Below are 21,042 nucleotides of genomic sequence, written 5' to 3'. Positions count from 1 at the left end.
AGTCCCCCTTTTGATCCCCCTCCCGTCCCCCCTTTTGATCCCCCTTCCGTCCCCCTTTTGATCCCCCTCCCGTCCCCCTTAAAAAGGCGGAAGCCAGCGGATGCTTCGCTTTTTGTTCCATGGGGGATTTAGGGGGATCAAACGTATCCCATAAGAGCGGAAAGTGCTGTATCGTGTCCCTACTAGAGGGTTGATCAAGTAAATTGTAGGGGCGGGTTTAGGGATTCAAGCTAGCTTGTCACCCATAACTGAACAACAAAACCCGCCCTGATTCAATTGTAGAGAATAAATTGTACGGAGTTTCTGGGCGCACGCTCCTACAATATAATCCATCCAATTCGGTACGCTATGCCATTATAAAGGCGCGGTGGGTGTTGGTAACTGTTTTACTCCTGTTCGTTGTGCGATCGCGCGAGCCAATTTTTCAAACTCTCGGTAGACATTCCTCACCGCATAAGTATGAGCGCCAATCGCCCCGTCAGCCGGTTTGAGGTGAAAGATAGGCTTACGGGCTTCCTGAGCCATGGGCATCAAACTCTGATAGTTTTTCAGTAAGGCTAAACAATGCCGATCATCAGCTACAGAAATATTATCAGTCAGCGGCTGATCTAATACATCTTCATGATAAACCGTTGGAATACGCGCAATCCAACGATTATACGCCTTCACCGGACGATCTAATCGGGCTGAATGTTGCAAAACAACGTATCCAATCGGCTGCATTTTGCCTTGAGGAAGCTGTAAATCTGTGGCTAAACCCTTCTTTCCTGGAGAACTTGTTTTAGTTAGTCTCTCGTGCCATTCTTCGCGCCATGTCCGCAATGTTGGACCCAGATTACGCAAACCTTGCAACGAAAATAAATCCGGTGAAAGGGGAACAACTACATAGTCGGCTGAAATTAGCGCCGCCCGATTAATCGCCCCCAAATTAGGACCAAGATCCAGTAATATAACATCAGCGTTATGAGCTAAAGCGGCGTTTTGCATAATTCTCCAGAAGGCAGACATAACGCGAAACGCTCGTTCTTGACCCCCTCCACCTAAACAATTGGGCCACTGTGCTGAAAGCTCATCTTCAAAACCAGAAAGATATAAGTCTCCCACCAAAAGCCCTAAGTCTCCTCCAAAAAGCGATAACTGAGCTTCTTCAATGAATTCCAGGTAGGGATTATCAATATCACCCGTTCCTTTTAAAAGCGGTTGTATACAATCAAAAACTGTATTAGCACTATTGCCTAACCAAAGTTCTTCTAATCGCTCCTCGTCCAGAAATGCAGCCGTCAGGTTAGCTTGAGGATCAAGATCGGCAGCAACAACTCGCAACCCCATATCTTTATACATCCAGGCTAAGTGATAAACTAATGACGTTTTACCCACACCGCCTTTGTTGTTGAAAAAAGCAATAATAGTTGTATTCATGGTTTTTTCTTAAGTGTGACTAACAGATGGGCGTCTTCGACGACAAATTCTGGAGGTGGATTACCGTTTTTTTGTAGTTCTTTGCGTGCCAATTGAATTCCGACTCCAAATCGCTGCACATAACCTAAGTTCTTCATCGCTTCGGCTAAATGAGGATTGCGGTAATCGGTTACACCGGGCTGACCAAAGTTTTGCTTAGTCACTTGACCAAAAGGACCACCAGGATTTTGAATCTCGATACGATCATTAAACCAGGTAATCCGAACTGGCGCGTATGTTCCTTCATAAATGCGGTGCATCACGGCATTTCTGGTTAGTTGTTGTAGCGCCACAATGGGATAATCAGGCTGTCGCATTTCAATAGGCTGGGCGGTGATATCTGTGGCTATGGAAATATGAGCTTGAAGCGTTGCGTCAAGTATTCGGAGTAAATCAGGAAGTGAACCGCCAATTTCCTTCTGATCTTTAATAGGATCTGTTAATTCACTGCCATCAATACGCAGAAATTGAATATAGGCACCCGGAAGAAATTGTCGTGGATCACTACCAACGACTAAGACACCCAATACTGTTGGTTTGGGCTGGGGTTCAACTGTGGCAAAGCGCATTGAGGTGAGTTGTTGCTCAATAGAGCGTTCATTTTCTTCTAGGATATCAATCGCTAAAGATGAAGGTAAATAAACGCGCCGAAATAAGTCTAAATCTAGGTCATCTAAGCTAGCCGATGGTAGAGGGAGAATATCAAAAGGTAAATCCTTTGCCCGTCTTTTTTCCGCTAAACGACGCTCTTCTTGTCGTGTAGCCGTTGCTCGGCGCGGACCCACTCGTACCCAAATCCGTCCATTGAAGCGCACCGGTGGATCATCAGAGGGTTCTACGATGACAACCACTAATTCACATCCACTAATCGTTCGTTTCTGGACAATCATGCACGGAAAAGGCAGAATATTTCCATCGGATCGTATATCGGATAGGGTGAGCAGGAATTGGTCAGTAATTGGCAAGTTTGCACAAGTTCCGTCATCATTAACGCCAATAAACAGGACTCCGGGTTGCTGGTGGTTGGGTAAGTCATTGGCAAAAGCACAAATAGCCTGACGAATGATATTTCGGTCAGCTATTGAAGCTTTACGTTCTACCCGATCCGATTCCAGATCATTGAGTAGAATTGCCAACTCCTGATCATTCATTCAGCCCTCCTTGGTAATACTTTTAGTTTAACTCGTTGTTTCTATAGTAGTAGTCTTTGGCAGATACTGCTTTAACATCGTCTCCCCCTGCGGAGTCGGCGCTGTCTTCACCACTACTTTGTCAACCGAATATCGGGATTTGAGCCAAATGGAGAAGATGAATATACAATGGGTAGAGAAGGATGTGAATTGTAGTAAATACGGGAAACACTATGACACCCCTTGTTAGCCTAAAACAACAGTTATTGAGGGAGATTGAAGCACTCCCAGAAGAGCAACTCCAAGATGTCTGGCAATTTGTTAGGTTTTTAGTCTACTGCCAAAATCATTATCCTTACTCGGATCAATCTGATGTAGAACCGGAGAATCAAGAGAATTTACCTAGAGTAAAATTAAGTTGTGTACAGTTAGAATCGGAAGTTGTATCTATGGGAAGGACAACTCTGAACAATGAAGCTAGGAAAACAACAGAAAATCCCTGGAGCAAGTTCGCAGGAGTATTTAAAGATGACCCGGATTTTGCGGAAATTGCTGAAAATATTAGATCCGAACGTAATCCAATAGATGGATCGGGCTGCCTACAGTTGCTATAAACAACTATTGCAGGCAAATAAGAAACTTAATAAAAAAAGACTACAAAAAGATATAAGAATTGCCGCCATAACACTTTCAGTTAATGGGGTGATGGTTACTCGCAACCAACGGGATTTCTCTCAAGTTCCCGGTTTAGCACTGGAGGATTGGACACAAGATATGTCGGATTAGGGTTTGAGTGAGTGACAGGGAAAGACGCGATCGCACCCACTCCCGTATCTGTCTCGTTCGGGTGTTACTGCTGTTGACGCTTTTGCCATGAAGACGCGATCGCACCTTTTGATGTCTGTCTTTTGTCAACTCAAATAATTCCCCAACCCTTGCGCTTCGGTCAAATACTTGTTACATTAGTTTACATAAGCCGACACCCCGGACATCCCAAAAGAAAGAAGAGAGCCACTCTCTCATGCAACTCTCTCTATTCGGTACATCTACTACTCTTATAATCGCCTTTAGGGATGAGGGGTGTCACACCCAGTTTTGGATCAATAGCTGACAGCCTGAAACTGATCTGTTATTCATTAGCTGGAGAATATTAAACGCGATCGCACTTCACTAGCACCCAGTCATGCAGCTTCCCGTAACGCCTGTATATCTGAACCACAAATAGCTTTCAGATTACGAGTAATTTTCTCAATATCCCAGTTCCACCATTGAATCTCTAAAAGTTCCTCAATCACCTTATCGTCAAAACGCTTACGGATTTCTTGCGCCGGATTTCCCCCCACAATCGCATAAGGTTCAACCGGGCGAGTCACCACTGATGCTGTGGCGATAATTGCCCCATCCCCTACATGAACACCAGGCATAATTGTTGCGCCATAACCTATCCAGACATCATTCCCAATCACCGTATCCCCTTTGTGGGGCCAGCTATCAGGCATGGCGACTTCCCATCCGGAACCAAAAATTGGAAAGGGATAATTAGTAAACCAATCGGTGCGATGATTCCCCCCATTCATAATAAACTTGACATCTGAGGCAATCGCGCAAAATTTGCCAATTAGTAGCTGATCACCGACAAAATCAAAGTGATATAAAACATTCCGTTCAAAATTTTCTGGATTCTCGAAATCATCGTAATAGGTGTAGTCACCAACAATAATGTTAGGATTATTGATAATATTATTTAAAAAAACTAACCGAGTTTGGTCAGTTAACGGATATTTGCTACGGGGAGATGGTCCTTGAATCATAAGTAACTCTTTGGGATTTTGGCGAAGGGACATCATTCCCTGGACATAAATTCTGTCCGCTGCACTCAGAAATGTTAACAATCGTTAAGTCCTTACTGTTCCCTGTTCCCCCATCTCATGTAGTAAAATTACTAAAATAACTCTAAATCATTTTAAATGAACAGCCAATGGCTTTAACGCTTAAAATATTTGCAGATACCCTCCTCAAACAGCAACCTGTCGATAGTAGTCAAATCTCTAACCCAGAAGACCTTTATAGTCTGACGGAAGGGACAGAGTTAGTACTGCACAGTTGGGACCCTAAGGACGGAGAACCTCACCATATCCGGGTGGCGTTTGCCACAGACCGATTTAACAACAAGAATACATGGTACGCCTTTACCGACCATATTCAGATTTGGGACGGCGAAACCGTGGTGCTACCCCCAGTGTCTCCCCCTGGTTCTACCGAAGTTCTGTTTAATGTGCGTTCCTGTTCCACCCATGTTGTGCGGGGACTGGATCAGCAGGTGATTAATGAGATGAACTTTATCACACCTGACACCCTGGTCAGTTTTGAAGACTTGAATGTGCGTCTGGGACAAGCTGTGTGGCCCTTCCTTCAGCCTGGTGCTAAAGCCGCCCTGGGGCGGGCAATTCGCGATCGCGGGATTCCTCTAACTATCAATTCGGCGTATCGCACCATTGCCCAACAGCTTATCCTCTACAATCACTATCGGGGAGGTCGTCGCTGTGGGATTCAACTCGCCGCCCGTCCACCTCGCAGTAATCACCAAAGTGGTTTAGCGCTGGATATCCAAGATACCGATGGCTGGCGTCCCTTTCTAGAACGACATGGCTGGCGATGGTTGGGTCCGAGGGATTATCCTCACTTCGACTATATTCGTGGCGGACGTGATATTCGTAGCCTAGCGGTACGGGCGTTCCAACGGGTTTGGAATCGATACAATCCCCAGGATCGAATTGCCGAAGATGGGGGCTATGGACCCGCCACTGAACGGCGACTGAATCGGAGTATTATCGGCGGTTTTGGGGAAGTCTGGCAGGGCTTTGAAATCATTAAGTTGACAAGTCCATACATGCATGGTATAGATGTCCGCAAAATCCAGCAAGCGTTAGCAGATGCCAAAATTGATGTTGGGGTAGATGGCGTGTTTGGACCAGGAACTCAAGCAGCAGTCAAGCTGTTTCAAAAGGCAAGGAACCTAATTACCGATGGTGTGGTGGGACCGGCTACTCTCGTGCAACTGGGATTTTTCGGCGCACCTGTGGTTATTTCACCGCCCGAACCTGAACCCAAACCCACTCCAGAACCTGAACCCGAACCCGAACCCGAACCCTCTAAACCCACGCCTCCACCCGCAACGGCTGTCGGGCGCATCTTTATTTCTGCGGGTCATGACCTGAAAGATCCCGGCGTTGTTGCTTTAGGGACAACGGAAGCCGAGGAAATGATTCTTACTCGTAACGCCTTGGTGCAGGAATTCCAGTCCCGAGGGGTTAATTTCCTGACGGTACCCGATGATCTGGATCTGGGCGGTACAATCAAATGGATCAACGATCGCGTTCTGCCTGGGGATGTGGCGATAGAACTGGGTGGTAATGCCTTTAATGGTTCAGTTCGGGGTACTGAAGCCTATTATATTGATGGCAACGAAGACCGCAAGGACGATGCTAAGTTGGTCTTAGAGGCATTCTTGGAGAAAGTCCCCGAACTGCGTTTACCCGGAAAACCCCTCTCTCGTGGTGTTAAACCGGATACCTTGAGTGCCAAAAATCAGCTTCCGTTTTGTCGTGAAGTCGCGGCATCATCTATTATCTTCAATCTCTGTTTCTTAGATAATCCCGAAGACTTAACCTTACTTCAAGAAAACCGCGATCGCTTTGCCCAAGGTTTAGCGGATGGCTTGCTGCAATGGAGTGGTCAAACGGCAAAATCGGATCAAACTTCACCCCATTTCCGACTGATTAATATCAAAATTCAAAACTACGACCATGACGAAAAAGGGCTTCTCGTCAACGGGAATTCCTATATTCCGGCGGATCTGGTAGAGAATTTAGGTGTTGATCTGACTGTGGAATCGGATATTCGCCAAATCAGTTATGGCAATGTCGTGTATGTAAAAGCGGTTGATCTCCAACCTTTTAATATCTCTGTCGGCTGGGATAGTGATACCCGAACGGTATTACTAAATACAGCCACTCAAACTGATTTGGATGAATCGGACAAGATTATCTGGTTTGGCAATGCCACAGAAGCGGATTTAAAAGCCTTTCTCACCAGTAATAATGACAAAGCCCTGGATCAGTTCCCCGACATCCATACCATTTACATTGAAGAAGCGGAAAAAGAAGATGTCAATCACGACATTGCCTTTTGTCAGATGTGTCTCGTGACCGATTTCTTACGCTTTGGTGGTTTATTACAACCAGAACAGAATAACTTTGGCGGTTTAGGGACAGCCAATAGTGATCCGGCGGGTGCATTTTTCCCAGATATCCGCACAGGTGTGAAAGCCCATATTCAGCACCTCAAAGCCTATGGAACGACTGCACCGATTGAACATCCGCCCATTGTCAGTCCTCGGTTCCAGTTCGTCTTACGCGGGAGTGCGCCTTCGGTGTATGAGTTGAGTCGGCGCTGGAGTCCTGATCCGGAGTATGGGAATAAGATTATGGCATTAGTGCGGCGTTTACATGGTGTGGTGTCTGATGTGGAAGACACACCTCAATCCTTCTTTATGCGTTTGAGTCATACGGTAGCGCATAAGGAAAATAACGGTAGCGATAGTCCTTGTGGGCTTTAATGTTACCTTTGGTTTCCCTGTAGGGGCGACCCACTTGCCATTGGTGTCAACTTAAGCTCAACCCCTCTCTGACCCCCCTCGTTCCCCCCTTTTAGATCCCCCTTCCGTCCCCCTTCAAAATGGGGAGAGCAGATGTTGCTTCGCTTTTTTTGCACGGGAGAGGGGAGTAAGAGAATCTGGTTCCCCTTCTCCCCACGGTGGGAGAAGGGGTTAGGGGATGAGGGGGGAAATTTTGAACTGTAACATTCGGTCGGGGCGGGTTTTGTCACATCTGGGTAAAAAAGAAACGATAATAGTGAAACCCGCCCCTACAGACAGGATGCTAGAAGCATCTCTACATTTCCTCAATCCTTGTACAAAATTTAAGGCGAAAGAAGTCGATACTTCACGTTCACCACTTGCTCACTATCCAGGGATGATCCACCCGCCGAAACCTCCAAATCGCTTAATTCTAAATAAGTAGATGGGTAATCGTCGGAATCAGACGGCGATTCTTCAGCCGATAATTTTATGCCAAATAACGAGATGGCGGGAGTTTCATTCTCTGATTCATTATCAGGTAATGCGACAGATTCAGGTTGAAATCTGGATGAAGCTTGAGGAAAAAATGTGGCGTTATCGTTTAGGCTACGACTATCGAGTCCCTGTAGCGACTCACCAGATAGGGTGGCGTTGTCGGGTTGAGAGGGTTCAATGGGCATAGCGCCGACGGTTGGTGTCAAGCCAGCGACAAGTACGCCAGCGCCTAAAGGGATGATTATTTTACGCATCATTACCTTTGTCCTCAGAGTTGAATGGTTGGTTTGGGTAGATACACCCCGTCAGTTGATTCAGTAGCGGTGAAGCATTTGGGGAAAAAATTGTGGACGAGTATTCTAATTGATGATCCGGCAAATGCTTAGCTGATTTCACCGATTTTTTGTATTATTAAATACAATTTTGGGAAAGCTTTTGCTTGTTTCCCATGAGATAAGCTGTCATGCATTTAAATTGGGTATTAGTAGCGAGCAAGATGCAAAGCCTGCGGCATGGCTTCGCTAAACGCACTACAAGGATTTCGCCATTATTGACATTAAGGTTTAAGTACCGAACAGCTTAAACTGACTTAATTTTAAACTTTAGCAATGCATTGAATCTAGCGTATCTATCCAAAGGCAAGTCATCCTGCGATCGCGCCCTCATCCACATAACCCGTAGGGGCGGGTTTAGGGATAAACCTTTGGCATGTAACCGCTAACTATTATACAAAACCCGCCCTTCCCCAGCCGTGCGATCGCGCCCTCATCCACATAACCTGTAGGGGCGGGTTTAGGGATAAACCTTTGGCATGTAACCGATAACTGTTATACAAAACCCGCCCTTCCCCAGCCGTGCGATCGCGCCCTCATCCATACAACCTGTAGGGGCGGGTTTAGGGATAAACTTTTGGCATGTAACCGCTAACTATTGTACAAAACCCGCCCTCCCCCAGCCGTGCGATCGCTCATCCACATAACCTGTAGGGGCGGGTTTAGTCATAAACCTTTGGCATGTAACCGATAACTGTTATACAAAACCCGCCCTTCCCCAGCCGTGCGATCGCGCCCTCCTCCACACAACCTGTAGGGGCGGGTTTAGGGACTAACCTTTGGCATGTAACCGCTAACTATTCTACAAAACCCGCCCTTCCCCAGCCGTGCGATCGCGCCCTCATCCACATAACCTGTAGGGGCGGGTTTAGTCATAAACCTTTGGCATGTAACCGCTAACTATTCTACAAAACCCGCCCTTCCCCAGCCGTGCGATCGCGTGGCGAACAAATCAGAGTTTGTAGTCAGCGCTTTAGCGCTTCTGGCACGCTTCGTGCCTACTACGAAACCAGGACGTTCACCTTAACTTAACTGTAGCGTGAGGATATTATTTTCCAGCTTTTAACCAAGCAAATACCTGAGCGACGGTTAGATTTAAGTCCAAAAATTCAGGTATCTGTAAGAGATCATCACCTGTCATCTCCAGGGGTTGTTCTCCCGGCAAGAATACCAGAATTAATCGCTCATCCGGGTCAATAAACCATCCTAACTGAGTACCCTGTCTCAGGCAATGGAGGATATTTCTGATCACCTTTGTGGCATTCTGATCAGGGGAGAGAATTTCAATAGTCCAATCGGGAGAAAGTGCGAATACATTTTCGATTTCACCGTTAGTATCAATGGGTATTCGTTGCCATTGAAATACGGTAACATCAGGAACAATTGAACGCCCGCCAAAGGTGCAACGCAGTTCATGAAAAGCCAGGGCAATTTGCGACTCTTCAGCGACGTGGTTTATCCGATTGCACAGTTGACACTTTAGGCGAGAGTGTTTGCCTTGGGGCATTGGTTTTTGGTAGATGCGACCATTAATAAATTCACTGGCAGGTTTTGTCTCTGGCAGGTTGAGGAATTCGGCTAAGGTAATGGTTTGATCTAGAGTCGTTGTCATCGTTGCGAGTCGCCTCCTTCCCGGTTAATCCCAGTGTTTCTTGGACTTGACAGAATGCTGTAATATCGTCTTCAAAAGATTGTCTATTGTATCGCGTCATTGCACAAACAATCTGTAGGGGCGGGTTTAGGGACTAACTTGTGGGATGTAACTGATAACTGTTGTACAAAACCCGCCCTCCCCCAGTTCACAATTGTATCCTGAACTAATCACCTCGTTAAACGCTTTTTCCTTGCCTTTTGTTTTTGCTCTCGCCAATGACGCTTCACTGTTGCCAATATAGGTGAATAGCTAAAGCGAACCAACTTAGGATAGACGGGAATAAACGGCAGATTTTCCTTGCTGAATCGAACGGCTAATGTTCGTGCTAGGGGGAATATGTCATCACGATAGATGTTGATATAGAGGAACTTAATTAGCTTTTTCAAGATTTCTGCATTGCCTATTTTACCCAAAGCGTCTGCTGCATCCATTCTCACGGAAAAATCGGAATGATTGAGGGCAGCGATTAAACCATTGACAGCTTTAGCATTCCCTATCTCACCCAAAGCCTCTGCTGCATTCCTTCTTACGTCACTATCAGAATCATTGAGGGCAGCAATTAAACCATCCACAGCTTTGGCATCTCCTATCTTACCCAAAGCCTCTGCTACCTTCCATCTCACGTAACGATCGGAATCATTGAGGGCAGCGATTAAACCCTCGACAGCTTGAGGATTGCCTATCTCAGCCAAAGCCTCTGCTACCTTCCATCTCACGTAACGATCGGAATCATGGAGGGCAGCAAATAAACCATTCACAGCTTTGGCATCTCCTATCTTACCCACTTTCATATATAATCGCACGATTCCACGTGAATCATTGAGGGCAGCGATTAAAATCTCGACAGCTTGAGGATTGCCTATCTCAGCCAAAGCATTTGCTGCTTTCCTTCTCACGTAACTATCGGAATCATTGAGGGCAGCTTGCCACCTCTGAACCATCTGCGAATTCACCTGACTCAGTACCACAAGCGTAGAGGTGATAAACCCAACCCTTGGGTAAGACAGCCAAAACTTGTAGAGTCTATCAATTACCTTAGTAACCAAAGGGTGAGAAAATTCAGAACATTCCGCCAGACATCGCCCCGCTAACAGTAAAAGCGTCTTAAAAATATCATCCTTTTCCTTCGTAATCGCTTGCAACAAAGGAATCGGATCATCCATCAATCCCGCCAGCAAACTTAGGGTTTCATGCCAGTCATAGTCCCAAAAATGCTGCCGCGCTAACGCCACCCCATTCTCAACTCGACTCAAATACGCTGCTGTCAAATACTCCTGAAACGTGCGGTGGAGAAAAAGATAGCGATCGCCCCCTCTATCCAATAGTTGAATAATACCATCGTTTTCTGACAACTCCTCAATCAAACTCGCCGCACTCAGCGTTTTAAAATCGCTACACACCTGCTCACTTCTCAGATAGTTTTCTATCTTACTCCTAAGTTCGTCTATGGAAAAAATTTCCTTGCCCTCAGCACTCAATTGATAAGCCAGTTCCTGCAAAAGCTCTTTTTTAGCGGATACTCGCGCCTGATTAACCGATTGTCGATGATTGTCAACTCCCCATTTTCCCAACATATAATCCACGGCTTTACCATACACCTGAGTTCGCCGTGCTGGAAGCGTCAATCCTTTGACTTGATATAAACTACAAAGTAACGATAACAATAAGGGATTTTGAGCTAATCCACTAATTTGAGGTTTATGGCGCAGTTCTTCAATCAATCCCTCGGCTGAGACAGAATCATCCTCTAGATAACCCGCCGCATTTTTAAACCAGGTTTGAATATAGGCTTCGGTTTGCTTTTGAGTAAAGGGGACAATTTCTACGTCTTTCGCCTCGGACAAAAAAGCACCGCCATAGCCAACAATGCGAGAGGTGCAAATCATCGGACAGTTATAATTGCGGGCAAATCGGTTCAGCTTTTCGGCTAAACGAGTCCGATTTTCTTTGGGGACTTCATCTAAGGCATCTAAGAGTAAGTAACATTTGCCGTTCTCTAATTTGTCTTTGAGTAGGGTGTCGATAGCCGGATAGTTTTTCGGATAATCTCGCTGGATCAGTTGAGGGATTGAATCAATGATTTCTTCGGGGGTTTCATCTAAATCGGATAGGCGCAAGAATAGGGGGAATATTACATTGTCTATTTTTCCATTTACTACCTTATTTAAGGCTACATTTGAACTCTCAGCCAAGGCTTTTTGATCCCCCCTACCCCCCTTCAAAAGGGGGGTTATATGCGAAAGATCTGGTTCTCCGTTCTGTACAACATCAGCGCCGCCTTCTTTAGTTTCCCCCATGGAATCAAAAGCGAAGCCTTCTTTAGTTTCCCCCTTTTTAAGGGGGACGGAAGGGGGATCTGTCAAGGTAACGGAAGAGGAATCTAATTGGCAAGAAATCTGGGGGGTTAGGTTTTCCCTCTCTTGTTTAGCGATTAATCCCGCCTCCATTTTTAATAATGTAGACTTTCCCATCCCCGGATCAGCCAAAACCATTACTCTTGAATGATCTTTTTTCGCTTCTTGCCAATCCACCTGAGTTTGTCGCGATTCCTCAACCTCTTCAACTTCTTCAACCTCTTCAAATCCACCTTTTAGCGCATAAACCTGTTTAATTTCTACCTCAGATTCCCCATATCCCCACGTTGTTTCTACTTCATGCTTATATTTCCGTTCCAGCGTAACTTGAATGGGAATATATTGCTCTTGCAATACAACGTTTTGCGGCGTGTGGAAAAAGCCAATGGATTTAAATCGTTGATCATTTTCAATCGCCTCCAGAAATTGACAAACGGCATTTTTCTCTGGTTCTAACCCCAGTGCATCTAAACTCTCTAAACAATTGTCCCAGCGAATCAGATAACTTTCATCCCGTTTACTACACTGAATCACGCCTACCACACCGCCCAAGTCTTCAGCAAAAACAGCGCCACCGCTAGTTCCTGACTCGACTTTGGCATCAATTCGATGAGAGAGAAAGGTAGACTGTTTTTGGGGTAATCGATTCCAAGGGTTTGTGGCAGTTACGGTTGGGATGCGATAGGTGGGTAGAATTTTAACAGGCGAACTGGGGCGAATAGTTGGGGCGGAAAAGTTAATTCCTTCGGGAAAATATTTCTGTTGCGAGGGCGGAAATCCATAAACGGTTACTGAGGTGGATAACTGTTGCGGATTAATAATCGGTACGGCGGGGGCGTTTTCAATATTAATTTTGAGAATGGCAATATCAACATCAGGATTGGATAAGGCTTCGCACCATTGCGCCTCGTATTCCTGTCCCTGATATTCTACTATGAGGCGATCGAGTAGATAAATAACATGGTGACAAGTGACTAAGTAACCATCAGCCCGAATGATGAAACCTGAACCTGCGGTTTCTCCTTTAGCGGGATTCAGGATTTTCACCATGGATTCCCGGAGTTGGTCAAGACCATAGTAACTCATCTTAAACTGGGATGGGGTTGACGTTTTATGGGATAAGCTTTTCGGTATTTAAACCTTAATATCAATAATGGCGCAATCCTTGTAGTGCAGGCATCTTGCTCGCTACTAATACCTAATTTAAATTCATGACAGCTTAAGCGCGTCAATGGGTAGGGGCGGGTTTTACTATTATCTTTTTGGTTGTACCCTGATGTAATTAAACCCGCCCTGATTCACAGGTTTTGTGTTTTCCGGTGAATGGTTAGGTATGGGGGAGTTATCTTATTTCATCATAGACGATGTTTTTGTACGGTGTTTTGGCTAAGTACCTGGCTTATGGTTTGATAGGCTAAATCTCTTACTACAAACACTTAAAGTATTTATGGCGAAACGATTTGGTTGGGTTCTTGGGGTTTGATAGGCTAAAGCCATTACTACAAACTACGAATTGGGTGGAGTTTTTTGAGTTAAGTCCCATTCAATTGTGACTTTGACATTGGCTTGGGCGGTTCCTTTGGTGACAAAGGGGATTCCGGTTTCTCCCCCAGCTTGTAAGCCAAATTCTAAGGCGACTTTACTGGGTGCTAGGTTATCGGTGAGTCCTTGTTTGACACTGTCGAGTACCAGTTTGGAGTAACTCTTGACTGTACTCTTCATGGTTCGTTTTAATTTATTCGTTCTCTCTTGAATATCATCAATACTGCTAACGGCTTGCAGTGTATCACTGTCTTCCTCATCATATTGGATATAAATGGTTTCGCCATCATCGCCCATAACTTCTGTTATTCTAGTGGTCATAATTAAATATCTCCTTTAACTCATGAATGTAAGAGAGTGCAAGAAAACAGAAATAAAGAAATAGCTTACATCTCCCCTGCTAGCCTACAGATACAAAACGGAAGACCCATCTTTATTCAATCTAATTGATAATTTTACTCACTCCAAAACCTCCACAATACCCGATCGCCCATCAATTCTTACCCGTTGACCATTGCGGAACATCTGAGTCGCGTTATGAATATCCATCACCGCCGGAATCCCATATTCCCGCGCCACGATCGCGCCGTGGGATAGCCGCCCGCCAACCTCAGCAATTAAGCCGCCTGCACGCGCCAATAGGGGTGCCCAGCCGGAATCGGTGTAGGGGACAACCAGAATCGTTTGACGGTCAATGTCTGGAACCGATTGTAAATTACTTAAAACCCTCACCAAACCTTCCACTTGTCCCGCACTTGCGCCAATCCCGACAAGACGCTGTTGAGCGGGTTCCGATTGGGTTTGCATCAGAAATGAAACGGCGGGAGGATTACCATAGAATAGAGGCGGAACACTGCGTAATTGACGATGCTCATCTAACTGCGATCGCCGATAGTTAATCAATCTGGGAAGTTCCTCTCGCAACACCTGATCGGTTTCAGCGATTAGACGCTGAATCTCCGCAAATTCTAAGAAGAAAATATCCCCAGCTTCAGAGAGTAAACCGGATTCTAACCACCGCTTTTCTAAGGCGACAAAACTCCAACGCAAGTCGGCTAAAAATTTGGAATAGACTTCAGTCACTCGCCCTTTTAAATTCAACCGCGCTTGTACCACTTCCGCTTTCCAGCGCTGACGCTTGGGCGGTTTAGTTGCTGGGGGAGGATCACATAAAAACTGGGCAAAGAGTTGGCGTATCGGTCGCGGATCTTCTTTCCATCTGGGAACGGCAATATCTGTGGCGACATCGCTGAGATAACCATATTGTGCCAGAAATTGGTCGAATTGTTCTAAAACACTTTGAGCATCGGGAATTTCCGACAAGGTGGTAAATACAGAAGCGTGATTATCACAATTAATTTGTTTGGGACTTAATAAATGGCGGGTATCATCAGCTAATTGGGCGAGCGATCGCAAACTGGCAATTTCTGGAGTTTGGCTACTATCTAATTCTTCATCCTTTACCTTGAGCAATGCTTGTCGCAGGGAGAGGCTTAAAGGAGCCAGAATGCTATAATACGTGGCTCGTTGTAATTCCGATAGTATCTGGTTCACTCGTTCCAGAATTTCGGCGTCTGATAATTCTGAAACCGATTGCTCTTGCAGTTGACTTAAAACCGGAGCAAAATGGTGGTGATAATCTTGCTCAAAATCCTGATCTAAATTCCATTCCCGACCTAACAGCCGCAATAATCCGGGAAGGTTCCGCAGCGTGGATTTCAGGGGGGGTTTAGAAAATTTCGCTCCCCTGGTTAGAAACTCTAAACTTTCTGGCGGTAAACCCATGCGCCGGAAAATATCACCTAACAATGTGGCATTAAAATAGGCGCGAGAATAATGCAGTGTAGCAGTTTGATTAAACTCCAATCCCTGCGATCGTTCTTTTAAGACGATGGTAAAAATTTTCCCCCAAACACCACAGGTGAGGGGACGATTAATTGACCAAGTGAGGGGTCGAATCAGTCCGGGAATCACCTCTGCGGCAATCTTGCGCGTCCAGATGGGTTGTAGATTGGTAATTGGTCGCGTTTGTAGTAGCCATAACTGCTGACCGTCATAAGTCCATTCAATATCTTGGGGAATCCCATGATAGCGGTCTTCCAATTCCCGCGCTAAAGTAGCCACCTCTTGGATTAACGCTGGGGGTAAATCCCCCTCTCCTTCAATTTCAACCGATGGGGAACGATTATCTCCATTCTCCTGTTGATCAAGTGGGGCGGGTTTCGTCGAGTTATCGGTTTTGTCCTCAAGGTTATCGGTTAAACCCGCCCCTACAAGCTGGGGTTGCTGGAAAAATACCCGATACTGTTCTGGGGTGACTTGACCGGATACAATTTGGGAGGCATCTCCGGGTAATCCTTCGAGGACTACGGTGTTTGGTTGTTGCTGCATGGGGTCACGACTAAAGGCGACACCGGAAAATACCCCTTGGATTTGTTTTTGAATTAAGACAGCCATCGCCGTGTCGGGTAAATCCCGGTTACGGCGATACCCTCTGGCGGCGGGGTGATGATACGAGGCTAAAACTTGGGTAATCGCTTCTTTTAAAGCGGGGCGGCTGGTTACCTGTAAAACCGTTTGATATTGTCCGGCGGATGAAGAGAGTTCCGCATCTTCCCCAATCGCCGAGGAACGGACAACCAGGGGTTCTGATTCAGAAACAGGAAGATATTTGACCAAGGGTTGCATATCATCCCCTGGTGGTAAGATCCATCCCTGTGGTACAGCATAACCCCAGCGCTTAAGCTGGGATAAAGTAGCCGCTTTTGAGCCAACTTGTTGGGGATCAAGTTCGCGTTCAAGCGGAATAATAGCTTTATCGCCTCGGAAAAAACGAAACACTGATTTAGATTCTGATTTTGCCTGTTCTGTGGGAAGGTCTAAGTCATCGGGAATTTTCTGATAAATCCAACCGATAATTAGACTCAGCGCGATCGCACTGATAATTCTAGCGGAATCATGAGGATGTAACAGTGCCAAAATTAGGGGAAATAAGACTAAAACACCATAGCGTCCCGTCGTGCGATCGCGGATAACAGTAAAGCCTATGCCCCCAATTAAAAATACCAATAACGCGACGCGCCAGTCATGTACCACAAATCCCCAGACCACATTTGTGGTTCCCGCACCTTTGCCCATCCAGTAGCGCCCCATTACCAGCATAATCAGAGCAATGATTTCCCAGGCGGGTTCTGTGGGGAAGAAATAATGCGCCAGCAAGACAGCCGCAATTCCCTTCAAGGCTTCTGATAGTACAGCTAAGATCCCCACCCAACGTCCACCGTGGTAGAACGCCGCCGATACAGATACATTACCCGTACCGACTTGAGAGAGTTGGCGTCTAGTGAATAAGTAGGTAATCCAGGAAATCAGGGGAAGTCCACCTAGCAGGGGACAGAGGACAAAAATGAGTAAAGCACCCCAAACCTGTGTTAGCGTCATGGGACATTTGTTACTGAGATTTCCTTGATCCTACAAGGAAGACGGAGGAGATGAGATGTTCGGCTGGTAAGTAAGTAGAATGCCACTGATTTAAGGCTGGTGGGTTGAGCGAAGTCGGGTGGGTTGAGCGAAGTCGGGTGGGTTGAGCGAAGTCGAAACCCACCCTACGGTATTTCTAACCTGTTGATAGAGAACTAACCTATCCGTGTAATCCGTGTGACTAACCTCTCACCCCCTACCGCCATCTGTCCAATAAATCCGTGAAATCAGTGTTTTAAGGACTAGGATACTTAGACGCCGGTTCAAAGTAGCGTACTGGCTCACCTTTCAACGCCTGACTCATAAAGTCGCGCCAAATCGGTGCTGCAAATCCACCCCCTGTCGCTCCACCCCCTAAAGGTCTGTAGTTATCATTACCAATCCAAACCGCCGTCGCTAATTGTGGTACATAGCCGACGAACCAGACATCCCGTTCTGAACTGGTTGTTCCCGTCTTCCCAGCCGCTGGGCGTCCTATTTGAGCAGCGGTTCCGGTTCCACCTTGAATCACCCCTTGGAGAACAGCATTCAGTGACGCCGTTGCCCAGGGATCAAGCACGAGACGGGGTTTCGGGGTATTGTCTAATAACACATTGCCCATACTATCGGTTACCCGGACAATGATCGTGGGATCAGAATGCCAACCCGTATTAGCAAAGGTGGCATAAGCCCCCGCCATTTCCAAAGGCGTCACCCCAATTGCACCGAGGGGTAAGGAGGTTACGGGTTCCATCGGGCTTTTAATCCCTAGGGTGCGACATACTTCAATTACTTTATCTAACCCAACCGCTCTGCCAAGCTTAACCGCTGGCACATTTCGCGACTGCACTAACGCACTCCGAATACTCATCGCCCCACCGAAACCACCACCATAGTTTCTCGGCGAATACCAGCCACTCCCATCCCGGTAACTGACGGGGGTATCCATCACCGTGGAATAAGGCGTATATTTACCACTGGCAAACGCCGTGTAGTAAACAAAAGGTTTAAACGCTGAACCCGGTTGACGGCGAGATTGAATCGCTCGGTTAAATTGGCTCTTTTCGTATCCAATCCCCCCAACCAAGGCTTTGACATAATGGGTGCGCGGATCAACGGCGGCTAGTGCTACTTGGTCAGCATATAACCCTCGACGGCGCAAATTACTGTGAGCGCGAGCGATGGTGTTTTCCGCCATGCGCTGGAAATTGTAATCCACCGTAGTTTGGACGCGCATCCCGCCTTTGAGAACCGCATCGCGACCAAATCGCTCATTCAACTCTGCCACGACAGCTTCGGTGATGTAGGGAAGCTGGCTGGTTTGCCAGGAAGTGGGCTTACCTACACCCAATGGTTGAGCTAATGCCTCTTTTTTCTCCACAGCCGTAATCCATCCCAATTCCCGCATCCGTTCCAGGACAATTGCTTGCCGTTTTTTGGCTAAGGGATAGTTGACAAAGGGACTATATTCTTCGGGAGACTGAATTAATCCAGCCAGCATGGCTGATTCTGCCAAGGTTAAATCGGTGGCGGGCTTGGCGAAGTAGCTCTCCGAGGCAGTTTGGATGCCATAATTGTTATGACCCCAATAGATCTGATTCAGATACATTTCTAATATCTGATCTTTGGTGAAGATTTGCTCCAGCCGGATTGCCATAACTGCCTCGGCAATTTTACGCGAGAACTTCCTCTCCCGCGACAGAAACAAGTTTTTCACCAGCTGCATCGTCAAGGTAGAACCGCCTTCTACCACAGCCCCCTTCTCCCAGTTGGCTAAAAAGGCTCGACCGACACTGTTGGGGTTAACGCCATGGTGGATATAGAAGTGGCTATCTTCCATGGCAATCACTGCTCGTTTGAGATTGGGGTTAATGTTTTCTAACTTAACCACCTCTCGGTTGGCTTCATCATGCAGGCTAGCCAGGTGCTTCCCCTTGATATCGTAGATGTAGGTCGTTTCGGTGGGAACATAGCCCCTGAGGACTCTCACATCGGGAAGATTGCGGAAGCTTGTCGCCAAGCCCACCAGCCCACCAGCCACAACCGAGCTAGTTAGCATTGTAATGCCGAGAATGGTTCCGCCTGTTACCTGAGCGACTCCTTGCACGAATCGGAAAGCGGGTGGCAATCCGTTTTTACTATCTCTTTGTTGTTTTTGTTGGATGGTACTAGACGACACTGTGATTTTACTTCCTCACTCAAGAAAAAAATACTGAATGGCTGTGTGGGAGGCAACCTTAGGGGGAATACGTTCTATACCTTCTATAAGATGATTACAGAAATTTATGGCAAAGTCAGGATTAGCGATCAATTCGGTTTGGGCGATTCTTGACCCCTGTAGACGTTGCTCCCAGCGTTGAATCAGTGGACGGGTTCTCCCTTAGATCTTAATATTAAGCCTGAGATAATCGTTCATGATAACAAACCTAAGTATTTTGGCTTTTAGCTGCAAAAATGGTAACATTACCATTCTGGATTGGCATAAAAAACGGTAAATCGTGACATCCTCCCACAGCAAATCGGAGATTATGCTGTGGGCTTCCCAACCTCACGATTGGGCATTGCTCCCCTACGCCAGTTATCTAGGCACATAGCCCCCGACACCTCAACTTGAGAGCCAATTTCTTGCTTTTCCAGAGTCCCTGGATACGTTTCTATACCTCGATTACAGATTTCTTGAGCTGAAGCAATATCGCGATCTACCTCGTATTTGCATTCAGGACAAGAATGTATTCGCTCAGAGAGTTCTTTCCTGACCGTGATTCGGCAATTCGGGCAAGTCTGGGAAGTCCCTCTGCAATCTACTTCGCCCACAAATACTCCTCGCTTCTTACCGACCAACTTGAGGATAGAGCGAAACTGCCCAAAACCAGCATCAATCGTCTGCTTACCCAGAAAACCCTTTGCCATGATTCGGAAATCTATGTCTTCAACAAAGATAGTATCCGCCATGTCACAAAGCTTATGGGCAAGTTTATACTGGTAATCCTTCCGCTTGAGTGCGATGTGATTGTGCTGCAACTCTACCTTCTTCCTGGCTTTCTCGTAATTCTTGGAACGCTTTTTTTTCTTCGCTAACCGACGTTGTAGCACTTTCAGCCGCCTTTGTTCGGTTTTGAAGAATTTACGTCCAGGTTCGACAAATCCATCACTGGTAGCCAGATAGGAAAGCAACCCCACATCTACCCCAATGGCGTGACCATGAGGTGAAGGATCTGGAATTTCCAGATCTGAGTACAGAGTGATTACTGCAAACCATCCCATTGCCTTTTTGACTACCCGTACTTGCCTAACCACAAATCCGTCAGGGATAGGTCGATGCAAGTTGATTTCCACTTTCCCTAATTTGGGAAGTTGGATGTGCCAACCTGTAACTGGGTTTGTCTTGAATTGTGGGAATAACATCGACTTCATTTGTCCCACTTTCTTGAAGCGGGGGAATCCATAACCCCTCTCCCTAAAGAAGTCCCAAGCATCATGCAACCTTCTAATGTTAGTCTGCAAGACTTGGGAGGGAACAGATTTAAGTCGTGGAAATTCCTTCTTAGCTTTAGGTAGATTGTTTTGTTGTTGGTGGTAGCTAGGAAAGGGATAATCGGCACTCATGATATACTCAGACTCCAAACTACACCTATCCATTGGACACTTGCGAGAAGCAATCCAGTCTTTGAGTTCCCGCAACGCATAGTTGTAGGACACCCGCAATGTTTCCAACCACTCATTTAGAAGTTGGGCTTGTTGGTTATCAGGATATAGGCGGTAGGTGTGGTTTAGAATCATAGGTAGGTTCTACCACATTATCATTGAAGTGGTAAATATTAATTTCGGGGATATTGAATCCCACCCGAATCGCGAGGGGCTACCCCTTCAACGAAGTAAGGGGTAGGGGGAGAGCGGGAAGTGCAAGGGTTCGATACCCGTAGCACTTCCATTTGTACAGACGCTTCTTTCATCGCGTCTGTAACCCCCGTTGGTATAA

At 46.3% G+C, this 21,042-nt stretch carries 13 protein-coding genes; 2 read left to right on the top strand and 11 right to left on the bottom strand.

Going from position 1 to position 21,042, the window contains the following annotated elements; all coding sequences use genetic code 11:
• Positions 1-354: 354 nt before the first annotated feature.
• On the bottom strand, positions 355-1,419 hold the full coding sequence (locus RH949_RS32630; RefSeq protein ID WP_446359077.1) for a ParA family protein: 1,065 nt from the start codon (positions 1,417-1,419) through the stop codon (positions 355-357).
• A complete protein-coding gene (locus RH949_RS32625) occupies positions 1,416-2,609 on the bottom strand; it encodes an ATP-binding protein (RefSeq protein ID WP_446359075.1) in 1,194 nt (397 codons plus the stop codon). The genes RH949_RS32630 and RH949_RS32625 overlap by 4 nt, the downstream gene beginning before the upstream one ends.
• Positions 2,610-2,821: 212 nt before the next feature.
• On the opposite strand from RH949_RS32625, the gene RH949_RS32620 reads away from it, so the two are divergent.
• A complete protein-coding gene (locus RH949_RS32620) occupies positions 2,822-3,202 on the top strand; it encodes a hypothetical protein (RefSeq protein WP_446359073.1) in 381 nt (126 codons plus the stop codon).
• Between the two features lie 133 nt (positions 3,203-3,335).
• On the opposite strand, the gene RH949_RS32615 is transcribed toward RH949_RS32620, so the two are convergent.
• Both RH949_RS32615 and RH949_RS32610 read right to left on the bottom strand, forming a co-directional pair.
• Positions 3,336-3,503 (bottom strand): hypothetical protein, encoded by a 168-nt coding sequence (locus tag RH949_RS32615; RefSeq protein WP_446359071.1) that lies wholly within the window; start codon positions 3,501-3,503, stop codon positions 3,336-3,338.
• A 266-nt stretch (positions 3,504-3,769) separates the two neighbouring features.
• Entirely contained in the window at positions 3,770-4,399 is a 630-nt protein-coding gene (locus RH949_RS32610) for a CatB-related O-acetyltransferase (RefSeq protein WP_446359069.1), read from the bottom strand.
• 167 nt (positions 4,400-4,566) lie between these two features.
• Between RH949_RS32610 and tftA the strand changes: the two genes are divergently transcribed.
• Complete coding sequence (gene tftA / locus RH949_RS32605; protein ID WP_446359067.1) at positions 4,567-7,206, top strand: hormogonium tapered terminus morphoprotein TftA; 2,640 nt, start codon at positions 4,567-4,569, stop codon at positions 7,204-7,206.
• A gap of 362 nt (positions 7,207-7,568) precedes the next feature.
• Here tftA and RH949_RS32600 read toward each other — a convergent pair whose 3' ends face one another.
• From RH949_RS32600 to RH949_RS32570, 7 genes are all read right to left on the bottom strand, one after another.
• Positions 7,569-7,979 carry a hypothetical protein gene (locus RH949_RS32600; RefSeq protein ID WP_157453268.1) on the bottom strand — a complete coding sequence of 137 codons (411 nt, stop codon included), beginning with the start codon at positions 7,977-7,979 and terminating at the stop codon, positions 7,569-7,571.
• A gap of 1,123 nt (positions 7,980-9,102) precedes the next feature.
• Positions 9,103-9,666, bottom strand: a complete 564-nt coding sequence (locus tag RH949_RS32595) for a Uma2 family endonuclease (RefSeq protein ID WP_446359064.1) — start codon at positions 9,664-9,666, stop codon at positions 9,103-9,105.
• A 209-nt stretch (positions 9,667-9,875) separates the two neighbouring features.
• Positions 9,876-13,148 (bottom strand): HEAT repeat domain-containing protein, encoded by a 3,273-nt coding sequence (locus tag RH949_RS32590; RefSeq protein WP_446359062.1) that lies wholly within the window; start codon positions 13,146-13,148, stop codon positions 9,876-9,878.
• A 420-nt stretch (positions 13,149-13,568) separates the two neighbouring features.
• Entirely contained in the window at positions 13,569-13,925 is a 357-nt protein-coding gene (locus RH949_RS32585; protein ID WP_446359060.1) for a CU044_2847 family protein, read from the bottom strand.
• A gap of 138 nt (positions 13,926-14,063) precedes the next feature.
• Positions 14,064-17,045 (bottom strand): glycerol-3-phosphate acyltransferase, encoded by a 2,982-nt coding sequence (locus tag RH949_RS32580; protein ID WP_446359058.1) that lies wholly within the window; start codon positions 17,043-17,045, stop codon positions 14,064-14,066.
• A gap of 274 nt (positions 17,046-17,319) precedes the next feature.
• Positions 17,320-19,242: a transglycosylase domain-containing protein gene (locus RH949_RS32575; RefSeq protein WP_006102931.1), complete on the bottom strand. Its 1,923-nt coding sequence runs from the start codon at positions 19,240-19,242 to the stop codon at positions 17,320-17,322.
• 347 nt (positions 19,243-19,589) lie between these two features.
• A complete protein-coding gene (locus RH949_RS32570) occupies positions 19,590-20,843 on the bottom strand; it encodes an RNA-guided endonuclease InsQ/TnpB family protein (RefSeq protein WP_006102951.1) in 1,254 nt (417 codons plus the stop codon).
• Positions 20,844-21,042 lie beyond the last annotated feature (199 nt).

The sequence above is a fragment of the Coleofasciculus sp. A1-SPW-01 genome (genome assembly GCF_040217205.1).
In the GTDB taxonomy this organism is placed as follows: domain Bacteria; phylum Cyanobacteriota; class Cyanobacteriia; order Cyanobacteriales; family Coleofasciculaceae; genus Coleofasciculus; species Coleofasciculus chthonoplastes_A.
This window is presented reverse-complemented; position numbering and strand designations above follow the sequence as displayed.

Bases quoted from the DNA above. Each gene is read 5' to 3' on its own strand.
- RH949_RS32585 (WP_446359060.1), bottom strand. From the start codon at position 13,925: ATGACCACTAGAATAACAGAAGTTATGGGCGATGATGGCGAAACCATT.
- RH949_RS32600 (WP_157453268.1), bottom strand. From the start codon at position 7,979: ATGATGCGTAAAATAATCATCCCTTTAGGCGCTGGCGTACTTGTCGCT.
- RH949_RS32630 (WP_446359077.1), bottom strand. From the start codon at position 1,419: ATGAATACAACTATTATTGCTTTTTTCAACAACAAAGGCGGTGTGGGT.
- RH949_RS32590 (WP_446359062.1), bottom strand. From the start codon at position 13,148: ATGAGTTACTATGGTCTTGACCAACTCCGGGAATCCATGGTGAAAATC.
- RH949_RS32595 (WP_446359064.1), bottom strand. From the start codon at position 9,666: ATGACAACGACTCTAGATCAAACCATTACCTTAGCCGAATTCCTCAAC.
- RH949_RS32570 (WP_006102951.1), bottom strand. From the start codon at position 20,843: ATGATTCTAAACCACACCTACCGCCTATATCCTGATAACCAACAAGCC.
- RH949_RS32580 (WP_446359058.1), bottom strand. From the start codon at position 17,045: ATGACGCTAACACAGGTTTGGGGTGCTTTACTCATTTTTGTCCTCTGT.
- RH949_RS32625 (WP_446359075.1), bottom strand. From the start codon at position 2,609: ATGAATGATCAGGAGTTGGCAATTCTACTCAATGATCTGGAATCGGAT.
- RH949_RS32610 (WP_446359069.1), bottom strand. From the start codon at position 4,399: ATGATTCAAGGACCATCTCCCCGTAGCAAATATCCGTTAACTGACCAA.
- tftA (WP_446359067.1), top strand. From the start codon at position 4,567: ATGGCTTTAACGCTTAAAATATTTGCAGATACCCTCCTCAAACAGCAA.
- RH949_RS32620 (WP_446359073.1), top strand. From the start codon at position 2,822: ATGACACCCCTTGTTAGCCTAAAACAACAGTTATTGAGGGAGATTGAA.